We start from the raw sequence: 7,637 nt of genomic DNA on the forward strand, positions 1-7,637 counted from the left end.
ATAATGGCTGCATCAAAGGGCGAGAGATTGAATCAAAATATAGATGGGTAGTCATTGAGGATGTGCTCAATGGCCAAGCTAACATTTCCGATGTGGCCTTGTTGGAAGAGGCGTTACCGAAAGCGACACTGAATGATATTGCTTATGTCATCTTCACCTCAGGCAGTACAGGCAAACCCAAAGGGGTGAGCATTTCTCACCGAGGCGCGGCGAATACAATAAAAGCCGTTAATCAACGCTTTGATATTAATCACAGTGATAAGGTATTAGCGCTGTCAGAGCTTAGCTTTGACTTGTCTGTGTATGATATCTTTGGTGTATTAGCAGCGGGGGGAACGATAGTGTTCCCTGAGCAAAGCAAAACGAAAGAACCCAGTCACTGGTATGAGTTGATTGCCAAGTACGATATTACTATTTGGAACACAGTGCCGCAGTTAATGCAACTGCTTATTGATTACGCAGATGATAACGGCCACTGCTTAGACTCACTGAAACGAGTGCTAATGAGTGGCGATTGGATCCCGACCACTCTCCCGACGCAAATCAACGCGTTAAATCCACACATTACCGTGATGAGTTTAGGCGGCGCAACAGAAGGGTCAATTTGGTCCATATGGCATGAAATAGAGGAGGTGAAACCAGAATGGAGCGCCATCCCTTATGGGCAAGCGATGCCCAATCAGACCATGTATGTGCTAAATGATATTAATGAGCATTGTCCAATCGGGGTTGCTGGTGAAATCCACATCGGCGGAGACGGGGTGGCGATAGGCTATTGGAATGATGAAGAAAAAACCCATGCCAGTTTTATTGATCATCCTACATTAGGGCGACTTTATAAAACTGGTGATTTAGGCAAATGGCATCAAGCGGGTTATATAGCATTCCAGGGTAGGAAAGATAGCCAAGTTAAATTAAATGGTTATCGGGTGGAGCTTGAAGAGATTTCACATAAATTGACGCAGCTTAATGGCATAGAAGAGGCCATTACGCAGGTGCATGATAATCACTTAGTGGCTTATTTGGTTTCGCCCTCATTTAACGCTCAAGCGCCGTCATTTAATGCAGAAAGTTTTAAATTTGCGCAACATGGCATTAACAATGAATTAGAGCCAAGCGTTTCATTTCACTTAAATTTGGATGAAAAGCAGTATCGCTTAAGAAAAAGTTACCGAGAATTTACTGGTCAAGCATTACCTGCGTTATCTTTACCTCGCCGCGTCAGCTTTGATGAATGCACTCAAGCACAAGCAAATCATACGTTGACATTGGCAGGGCTCAAGCAAGTACTGGCGCCCCTGAGTGGCATTATATTAGACGATAAAGTTTTACCAAAATACTTATATCCTTCAGGTGGAAGCAGTTATGCGATACAGATCTTTATTAGCATGCCTAACGATTGGGCTGAGGGTATAGAGGCGGGTGAGTATTATTATCATCCGGTTAAACATGAACTGCAACGAACAGGCTCAAGCATAGACGTTAAATCAGTTGAGGTTAATTTCAAACTTTATCTGCCTGCCATAGTACCACTCTATCAGGATGCTTCTTTGCGTCTTGGCTATTTAGAAATGGGCCACATGTGCTATCTAGCCGAAAAGGCACTTTCAGGTGCTGGCATTGCTTATCATGTTTCTCCACGTGATCAAAAAGAAGGTGATTTTCATCATCTATTAAGGCTTGCATTCGATAAGCAAAGCAACAAATCAGAGCAATGGAGGCCCTGTCAACTAAATAAACGCATACTCAGTAACCAGCAGGGTTGTTTTACTGAACGAGACAAGGGGGAGAACCGTTTTGATTTAAACCAACAAACGGTGATGAGTCAAAGTTCAGCCTTTGGTCAGATGATGAAAGGTGCGGAGGGCATGCTAGTATTTGAGGGGGGCCAACACCCTGAAAGTTATATACAAGCGGGCTTTGAAGCACAAGCTCTCACCGAAGCTTGGTATCAACAGGGGGTGGGCAGTTGCACTTTGGGATTGTCCGTTTATGAGGGCGCCATTTATGCGTTAGCTATTGGAACAATCGATCCAGCCCTTGAGGAAAAAGCAGAAAGTCAAGCGATAGCGGTGAGTCTTGATAGCTATATTAACAGTGTATTAAAAGAGAGTTTACCACTTTATATGCATCCATCGGTTTATATTCCCATCAGTGAACTCCCACTCACCGCCAATGGCAAGTTAGACCGCAAGGCCTTGCCTGAGCCTGAGTTGGTAAGTAGTGACGAGTATGTGGCGCCGCGTAATGATATTGAGCGTCAATTGTGTGAAATTTGGCAAGCCGTGCTGGGGCTTGAGCAAGTCGGCATTGATGATAATTTCTTCCGCATTGGCGGCGATTCGATTGTTAGCATTCAGCTGGTGTCTCGTTTGCGTCGTGCTGGCTATCAGTTGCAAGTGAAAGATATTTTTGAGCATCGAACCATTGCTAAATTGTCTCATTACCTTATCACCTTTGATGAGCTTATTGAGATTCAAGCAGAGCAAGGCTTATTGGATGGGCGTTTTAACTTATTACCTATCCAAGATTGGTTTTTTAATAAAAAAGAGGCTGGGGTTTTCCAACAGCCCAATCATTGGAACCAGTCATTCTTAGTGAATGTGCCTGAGCTTGATATTGAACAACTCCAATCGTGTATTGAGCTGTTAATGCACCAACATGACATGTTAAGAGTGAGCTTCGAACAGGATAAAGAGGGGCAGTATACCCAATGCTATCATGCATCAATGCCCCCTCCTGAGCTAAACACACTGGATGTATCGACATGTGATGCCGCGTCATTGCATGACACATTAACGCTGTGGCAAAGTGATTTTAATCTAGAAGGCCATAGGCCATTGCCTCTGTGGCAAGTCGGTTACCTTTATGGGTATGGCGATGGCAGTGTTCGTGTCTATTTTGCCTTTCATCACTTGCTCATCGATACCGTGAGTTGGCGAATACTCATGGACGACTTAAAGACGCTTTATCATGGTCACTCACTGTTAGCGAAAACCAGCAGTTATCGTCAATGGGTGAATACTGTCAACTCTTATCTTAGCCATAACCCAACAGAGCAAGACTATTGGGCGGAGGTGTTAAGAGGGACGCCAGATTATAGCCGATATCAAAAAGTCACTCCGTCAATTGGGGAGGTGACGTTAAGTGTTGCAGCAACACAGCGCCTGCTCCAACAGGCGAATCAGGCTTACCATACAGAGATTAATGACTTATTATTGACCGCGCTCGCGTATGCTTTACAAGCTTGGAATAAAGAAGACATTCAAGGGATAACCTTAGAAAGCCATGGTCGGGAGTCACTTGAGCTGGACATTGATACCAGTAAGACGGTAGGTTGGTTTACGACGATGTACCCAGTCAGTTTGTCGTTAAAGCCTACGCTAAGAGACAGTATTATATTCATCAAAGAAAGTGTCAGAGCCATTCCCAATAAAGGCATTGGCTTTAGTTGTTTTGCGCAAGCGCAAGGTGCCCATAGTTCAACCCTCCCACTCCCGCCCATTAGTTTTAACTATCTAGGTCAGTTTGATGGCGAGCGTCAAGCCTCTACAGTGTGGCAACTGTCGACTGACAGTGCGGGCACAGCGGTGCATGCAGCCAATCATGATGAGAATATTATCAATATTAATGGCATGGTGGTGGATGGCGCGTTACGTTTTAGTGTCGTGACGCAGTTAGGTGACGCGGTGACTCAGCACATGAGTCAAGACTTAGGTGCATCGCTTAACACCATCATCTCCCATTGTGATGAGGTGGTGAGTCATCGCATTCAAGAATATACCCCCAGTGATTTTGATGACTATATTCCTTATGAGCTTATCAATGATAGAGAAAGTAAAGACAGCCCAATTTTCTTTTTACCTCCAGTCGGAGGAGGGGGAGAGGGTTATTTGAATAATCTGGTGCCAATGCTGAATGACAGAAAGTTAGTGTTATTTAATAATTTCTTTTATTATTTGAGCACAGCTAAAGGTATTCAGTCGATAGAACGTCTTTCGATTGAAGCATTAGCATCATTATATATTTTGCAGATTAAACGAATTCAACCCGTAGGACCGTATCAATTAATAGGCTGGAGTTTCGGTGGTGTATTGGCTTTTGAAATAGCGAGGCAGCTTATTGGCGATAGTAATGAGGTGTCAAGAATTGTGTTGATAGACGCTTATTTTGACTATAAACACGCAATGTCAAGGGGGGGGAGTGACACACAGGAGGAGCATAAAAGTGGTATACTGGAGAAGTACAGGCCCAATGACGTGTTGCCTAACTTCCATTCTGAGATTGTTTTATTTAAAGCCAGTAAAGTAGACAATGACAATGCCTATCCAGAACAAATAGAGCAACTAGATATAAATAAGATTAACGAGGCTAGATTAATAAGTGAATATTATGTTACCCAGACATCAGATAATCACTTAAGTCGTTACTTAAGTGATGCTTGCAGTTTCACCGTTAAACAACTGAAGGGCGCACATTATGGGTGGATTATGAATAAAGAAGATATAACGGCTATTGCAGATGTGATAGGTAGGGAGAAATGAAGTGGGCTGTGTTCGTAATTCTGTGTCATTTCTTTTAGCTTTTTATGATGGGGATGTCAATGTCTTATATCTTTAAATTCATCTTATTTTTAAAGAATCCGATTATGCTTGTTCAAAGTTTATCAAATCTCGTTGGTCAGGCACCTATGTTGGTGTTACACCGCTTTCCCACCGCTTTTTCGTTTACGGCCTGTGCAAAATGCGAGCAGTTTAATCCGTCTTTGAGTATTAAAGACCACATCGTATACAAAATGGTACGGTCGCTTATTGAACGCGGAGAGTTAAAACTGGTGATACTTTGGTGGAAGGTTCTTCTGGAAATACTGGCTCTTCTCTGGCCATGATCGCGGCGGCAGAAGGATATCAGTGTTTGGTCACTGTGCCAGCTAAAACCAGTTCGGAAAAAATCCGCACGATGGAATTGTTTGGCGCTGAAGTTAGAGTTTCTCCGCAAGGCGTCAGTGTTAATTCACCTGAGCACGATGTGAATCGGGCTCGTCGACTGGCAGAAACACTCCCCGGAGCTGTTCTGTTAAATCAGTACCAGAGTCAGGATCAGGATAATATCGATGCCCATTATGACGGAACAGATCCGAAAATCTGGGAGGATATGGACGGCCGGGTAGATTATTTGGTCGCAGCTGCCAGTTTTGGTGGGACAGTCAGAGGAATAGCACGTTATTTAAAAGAGCGAAATCCAGACATTCAAGTCATTATGCACGATCCCAAAGGCTCAGCCTTTTTCGACTACTTCCATACGGGTAAACCTGATGCAGTGTCAAGTTATCGAATTGAGGGGGCGGGTAAAGATGGCATTTGTCCTATCCATGACTTTTCTCTGATTGACAGGGTCGAATCTTTCACTGATGAAGAGGCTTTTGCCTTGGTTCAACGACTTGCGTGTCAGGAAGGCCTGTTAGTTGGGGGCTGTGCTGGCGGGGTGCTAGCAGTGATAAATAAGCTTAATAACAACATTCGACCTGCTAGTCGAGCCGTGGAGGAAACAATATGAACAACATCATTTCGAACGAGATGAAGCAGCCCGGTCCTATCCGAAGGCAATTTATCAGTGCTATTTTCTGGGGGATTGTCAGTAGTGTTCTGAGTACTGGAGTGGTGATTTTACTGAGCCGCTTTCAATCGATGGTGATGGATGAGGGACTGCTGTATTACAGCCTGTTTTTTATCGGGACTGTACTGGCTTTTGTCTTGACCAACCACTTGTCATTGCGTCACTCCACCGCGTTTACTAATCGCTGGGTGGCTAGTCTGAGAGTCCAATTGCATCAAGCGGTGTTGAAGACTTCTTGGTCTGTCTTTTGTCGCAAAGGGAGTCCTTTTTTCCACGCACTGTTAACCGACGATGTCCAGAAGGTGGAGACCTTTGCCCAGCAGGTGCCCCGACTGGTGATTAATGTCATTACGGTGGTATTACTGCTGAGCTATATGGTGTCCGTTTTTCCAGCGGCGACTGGAGGGTTTGTGATCTTGATGGTGCTGTTACTTTCGGTTATTTTTCTGCTGCAACAGCGCTCAGTACGCCATCACCGTCAGACCCGAAACCACCGTGAAGTGAGCACACAGCACATTCTCGATTCTGTTGATGGATTCCGAGAGTTGAAAGTGGATCCAAAGCGATGTGACAATTTTGCTAAACGTTATGTGATCCCGGGGATCCAGAAACTGCATCAGTCTCAGGCTCGCTCTTGGCTATGGGATCAACAAATTATCAGCACCTTTTGGTTGGGGTTTTATTTGATCATCGGCGGCAGCCTAGTGACTCTGCATTGGCTTCATGACGAAAATACCCTGAGTTTCATTATTTTGATGATGATGGTTATCTCCCCCTTATCGATGCTAGTAATGAGTCTAAGTCAAGGCATGGCGGCTTGGGTGGCTTATCAACAGATAAGCGCGTTTATGCAGCGCAGTAACAGCGATTCAGAACGAACCGTCACTATTTCAACAGAGCAGCCGATAGAAATAACCAATCTTTGTTATCAATATCCCAGTGAAGAGCAAGGGATAGGGTTTGCCCTGAGCCAAGTTAATGCCATCTTCTTACCGGGAGCTATCACCTTTATTATCGGCGGGAATGGCAGTGGTAAATCCACTTTGCTGGCGATACTCACCGGCCTGACGGTGCCCGATAGTGGTGAGATCAAGATTGGCGAGACTCAGGTGACAGACATGAATCAGCAGGCTTGGCAATCTTCTTTATCGGTGATTTATCAGAGCCCTTATGTCTTTTCTGAGAACCTGACCTTTTCCGCGAAAGATAAAGGCGAAGCTTTTCAGCGTTACCTGCATCAGTTTCACTTGCAGGATAAAGTCAGCCTGAAGGACAACCAGTTTGTGGGTGCCGATACACTTTCTTTTGGCCAGAAAAAGCGACTGGGTCTGGCCTGTGGCCTCCTTGAAGATAAACCCGTATTTATTTTCGATGAATGGGCCGCAGACCAAGATCCTTACTTTCGTCAAGTCTTCTATGAACAAGTACTACCGGAATTGAAAGCTCGAGGGAAAGTGGTAATTGCTATCAGCCATGATGAGGCGTATTTCCATCGGGCAGACAGCATCTTGGAAATACAGCAAGGAAAAGCCAAGCAAATCCATACAAACAGAGAAGTGCGTGCGTTTCAGAAATAGGCATGGTTCAAATCAAATATCATTGTTGAAATGGCCTTTAGTGGTGCGGTGAATGCAGCCGACTATATGATGAATGACGAAGTGACATTAAGAGAAGTTGTTAAACGTTTTTCAGCGGATGTGGCTAAAGGGGTTGTAACTGGTGTCGCTGTTCAAGGTACTGTTCTTTTGGGTTCAAGTGCTGCGGCTTTGGCTGGTTTTTCCATTCCTGTTGCAGGGCAAGTTGCGCTTTTTGCCTTCGCTTGTTTTGGTATTGGATATGCTGTTTCTTGTTTTAGGGTTCTCTGACTAGAAGAACGGTTTGTAACCCTTGCCATCACTAGGCTGTAGCCAAAAAATCGATTTTAAATACACCCATCTTAAGATCACTAACTAACTAACTAACTAACTAACTAACTAACTAACTAACTAACTAACTAACTAACTAACTAACTAACTAACTAA

General features: G+C 44.2%; 4 protein-coding genes. All 4 read left to right on the forward strand.

Translation table 11 applies throughout. The annotated features are described in order from the left end of the window. Positions 1-4,544, forward strand: a 4,544-nt coding sequence (locus tag Q0779_RS23425) for a condensation domain-containing protein (protein WP_298776655.1), incomplete at its 5' end; no start/stop codon positions are given. Between the two features lie 298 nt (positions 4,545-4,842). Continuing rightward, positions 4,843-5,556 (forward strand): PLP-dependent cysteine synthase family protein, encoded by a 714-nt coding sequence (locus Q0779_RS23430; RefSeq protein WP_298776656.1) that lies wholly within the window; start codon positions 4,843-4,845, stop codon positions 5,554-5,556. After that, on the forward strand, positions 5,553-7,193 hold the full coding sequence (locus tag Q0779_RS23435) for an ATP-binding cassette domain-containing protein (RefSeq protein ID WP_298776658.1): 1,641 nt from the start codon (positions 5,553-5,555) through the stop codon (positions 7,191-7,193). Before Q0779_RS23430 ends, Q0779_RS23435 begins: the two co-directional genes overlap by 4 nt. Positions 7,194-7,223: 30 nt before the next feature. Then, positions 7,224-7,481: a hypothetical protein gene (locus Q0779_RS23440; RefSeq protein ID WP_298776661.1), complete on the forward strand. Its 258-nt coding sequence runs from the start codon at positions 7,224-7,226 to the stop codon at positions 7,479-7,481. Positions 7,482-7,637: the final 156 nt, after the last annotated feature.

The sequence above is a fragment of the uncultured Shewanella sp. genome (assembly GCF_947491715.1).
Taxonomy (GTDB): domain Bacteria; phylum Pseudomonadota; class Gammaproteobacteria; order Enterobacterales; family Shewanellaceae; genus Shewanella.

Excerpts from the sequence above, each read along its gene's own strand:
- Q0779_RS23435 (WP_298776658.1), top strand. The coding sequence starts at position 5,553 with ATGAACAACATCATTTCGAACGAGATGAAGCAGCCCGGTCCTATCCGA.
- Q0779_RS23440 (WP_298776661.1), top strand. The coding sequence starts at position 7,224 with ATGGCCTTTAGTGGTGCGGTGAATGCAGCCGACTATATGATGAATGAC.